2 protein-coding genes and 1 pseudogene are annotated in these 3,866 nt (G+C 44.6%); all 3 read right to left on the bottom strand.

All coding sequences use genetic code 11. The features are described from left to right. A partial coding sequence (locus tag LD39_RS11945; RefSeq protein WP_035546770.1) for an exo-beta-N-acetylmuramidase NamZ domain-containing protein occupies window positions 1-1,176 on the bottom strand: 1,176 nt, incomplete at its 3' end. Between the two features lie 61 nt (window positions 1,177-1,237). Continuing rightward, entirely contained in the window at window positions 1,238-3,331 is a 2,094-nt protein-coding gene (gene nagZ, locus LD39_RS11940; protein ID WP_035546768.1) for a beta-N-acetylhexosaminidase, read from the bottom strand. Between the two features lie 26 nt (window positions 3,332-3,357). Beyond that, a pseudogene (locus LD39_RS11935) lies at window positions 3,358-3,866 on the bottom strand (immune inhibitor A); the annotation flags it as partial.

The following is a 3,866-nucleotide window of genomic DNA, read 5'->3' as shown; positions in this document are numbered from 1 at the left end:
TTCACGAATCCATCCGTTCCCGACTAACAGGTCAAAGAAAGAAACTCCTTCACTATTTTCTGCGCGGAACTGAAAATCATCTGGATACAAGTCATGGATTGTCTTCACAAGACTTACCCCTGTTAGAACTGGGCGAAAATCTTCTTTATCTGTTACGTGAATTTGAACTCCATGCGTTAATTCACCCGCATGCTTAGAGAAAGAAGGCGTGAATGACGCAGCTCTGAAATCAACTCCTGGAAGTTCCAATTGATTCAATGCTTCAGCTAGCTCCGTTGAATCTATATAAGGCGCACCAATCAATTCAAAAGGCTTCGTTGTCCCTCGACCTTCGGATACATTGGTTCCTTCTATTAGGGCAGCACCTGGATAGACAAGAGCTGTATCAAGCGTTGGCATATTCGGGGATGGCAGCACCCACTCTAACGGTGTTTCATCATAATACATATCCCGCTTCCAATGATCCATTTCTACGACTGTCAAATCCGCACCAATCCCAAATTCTTCATTAAATAATAAAGCAAGCTCCCCAACAGTCATTCCATGACGAAGCGGAATTTCATATTTCCCGACAAAAGAGGAGTATTCGTCATCAAGCACTGGACCTTCCACGGCTTCCCCGCCAAGTGGATTTGGACGATCGAGGACGATAAACTCAATATCATTTTCCTGAGCAGCTTCCATCGCATAAGCCATCGTATAAATGTACGTGTAGAAACGAGTACCGACGTCTTGAATATCAAATAGCAGGACATCGATCCCCTCCAGCATCTCAGGTGTCGGTTTTCTAGTTGATCCATATAGACTGTAAACAGGAAGACCTGTCGCTTCATCGATATAGTACTCAACATACTCTCCAGCCTGGGCACTTCCGCGAACCCCATGTTCCGGACCATAAAGAGCGGTTAAATTGACATCGGGATCGTTATTCAAGATATCCACTACACTATTCAGTTCCTGATCGACACCTGTTGGGTTCGTAATGAGCCCTACATTCTTCCCTTCGATAAGTTCTTTCTGGTCTTGAAGTAATACTTCCACACCTAATTCAAAGTTCTTATGATTATTTTTATCTTTGTCTTTACCATGACCTTTGCCATTGTTATCAGCAAGCACAACAGACAGAGAAGACAGCACGAGCATCAATGTGAAAAAGATTATCGACCATTTTTTCAAAACAGCATTCCTCCTATTTTTTTCAGAAGAGGCAGAGAGTGAACCTCTGCCCTTCCTTTATTTAGTAAGTTAACCCATGACCGAATGGATAAAGAACACCAGACTCTTCACCTGGAATGGTTACGGGCAGTTTTCCTGATGGTTCACTTTCTCCAAAGATGACAGCAGCAGTGGCCTCAAAACTGGCATCACGGAAACCGTATTGCGCCAGATACCCATCTACTTCTGGGTAAGCCATGATGTCATATGGATTACGGATTCCTACCGCTACTACCGGAGCATCCATGGAACGCATAAGAGTTTGGACCATTTCCATCTGCGGATGTTCAGGTGCACGGGTTCCAACACTGTACGTGTATGTTCCAACAATAATTTGATCCGCTGAATCCAGGATGGCTTGCTGCTCATCTGTAAACTCGTAGTTTGAATTCATTTCGATGATAGATGTATTCTCATGATGACTTCTCACGGCAGCCCCAAGGGATTCTATGAAACTTCGACCGACAACGACTACATGATCATTACGATCTGCATTTATAGGCAGCACATCATCGTTTTTCACTAATGTGATCGATTTTTCTGCTGCTTCCCTTTCTACCGCTTTGTGTTCTTGCGATCCTACCACTTCAATAGCATTTTGGATCTTATTATCAATGCTTTCCGGCTGCTCTGACTTAATAATGCCTCGATGGACTTTCAGCGTTAAAACACGCTCGACAGAAGCTTCAATCCGCTCTTCTGTTATTTCATCAGACTTCACGGCATTGATTAGTCCTTCAGCCACCTCTTCCAGTCCGACAGGCATTAAGACGATGTCAGTTCCAGCTTTCACTGCACGTATAGCCGCATCAACAGCACCGAAATGTTCGGCAATAGCGTTCATATTCATCGCATCTGTAATAATGACGCCCTCATGCCCCATTTCCTCGCGCATAAGTCCTGTTAAAACTTTGTGGGAAAGGGTTGCCGGCAAAGATATTTTTGTCCCGTCTTTTTTAGAGATGACCTTCGTATCATCAATTTTCGGAAACGTGACATGAGCCGTCATGACCGCATCAATGCCAGCATCCATCGCTTGTTGAAATGGATAGAGTTCCACTTCTTTTAATCGCTCTTTATCATAAGGAACTTCCGGAAGGCCGAGGTGGGAGTCTACCGCCGTGTCCCCGTGTCCCGGGAAGTGCTTCCCAGTTGCTGCAACTCCTGCTTCCTGAAGACCTTTCATGTAAGAAATGCCCAGATTTGCAACAAGTTCAGGATCGCCTCCAAACGAACGAACACCAATAACAGGGTTATCCGGGTTATTATTTACATCCAGTACTGGAGCAAGATTCATGTTGATCCCTAGAGAATCAAGTTCCTCTCCAATCGCATGACCGACATTGTGACTGATTTCTTCAGAACGTGTGGCCCCTAGTGCCATGTTACCGGGCATATCGGTTCCTGATTGCAGTCGTGTAACGATTCCGCCCTCCTGATCAATGGCCATCAGCAACCCGTACTTTTCAGAAGCCTTTTTATAGTCGGACACGAGCTTAGCAGTCTGCTCTGTTGTCTCGACATTTTCCCTGAATAAGATCACTCCGCCGAGGTGATATTTTTGAACCTGTTCCTCAATTTCAGGGAGCATTTCCGTTACATTTTCACCCTCCCATTTTCGAAAATCAGGCATAAGCATTTGCCCGATTTTTTCTTCCAGTGTCATCCCATCGATGGCTTTTTGGATCACATCGTAACGCTCTCCTTTTTCCTTAACCAGGGATGGGGAGGCAGCTTTTTTATGACTCACTTTGTAATCCAAAGCAATACGGTCGGTATGCACTCCATCTGAGACGCTGATGAACGTACGACCTCTGTGACCAGATATTGTAACATTTCCTTCTTCGTCTACGGTTGCCACATTTTTGTTTGACGATTTCCAACTGAGGTTATGATCCGTTTTCATAAAATGACCATCTTTATAAATGTGCAGAGCCTGCAATGTCACAACATTCCCCTCAATATCTGTAGAGGCTTCTGGAACATTTTGCAGTAAGATCAAATCCGAAACATCGCTCTCTTCAGACTCCACTTGCTTAGGTACGAATAGAGCCTGGGAAAGCATCATAAGAAGTACAAGCAAAGAGACAATAAACTTCTTGCTATTTCTACCCATTGAGAACCCTCCTCGTTTTTTACTTTCTAATAAGAACGCTCCACCCATTCCTTACTTGTAAAAGTTAGCGTGGATCCATTAAGTTTTACATCATCGACATACCAGCCTCGATTGTTAACAGATCCGTCTGTAAGATAAGTGAACCGAACAAACTTCGTATCTGCAGGCAAGCTGACATCTTTTGTCTCCCAGTCGTTGCTGCTTCCGGTTACCATCGCTGCTTCTGTCCACTCAACGCCGTCGCTTGAAATTTCGACGATCCCTTTGTCATAGCCATCCTCAATCTTGTACCATGTATCAAAAGTAAGTGTAGATTTATTATCTAGGTTTACTTCTGCGGTTAGTTGCTTCGTTTGATAATCACCATAGCCAGCAAACCAGGCTTCCCCTTTTTTATCCATTTCCACGGGGATCGCATCGGCCACTTTTCTTGCAAATTCTCTCCGGGTCGGAGAAGTGGATACCGTGTCGCGGGTTGGGTGCACCCGATTGGTGAGGAGAATCGCAATCGTTTGGTTCGTCGGGCTTACAACAA

The organism is Halobacillus sp. BBL2006, from assembly GCF_000786645.1.
In the GTDB taxonomy this organism is placed as follows: Bacteria; Bacillota; Bacilli; order Bacillales; family Halobacillaceae; genus Halobacillus.
Note: the sequence above shows the minus strand (reverse complement) of the source record. Positions and strands in the feature narration are given on the sequence as shown.

Coding starts and splice junctions, on each gene's coding strand:
- nagZ (WP_035546768.1), bottom strand. CDS start 3,331: ATGGGTAGAAATAGCAAGAAGTTTATTGTCTCTTTGCTTGTACTTCTT.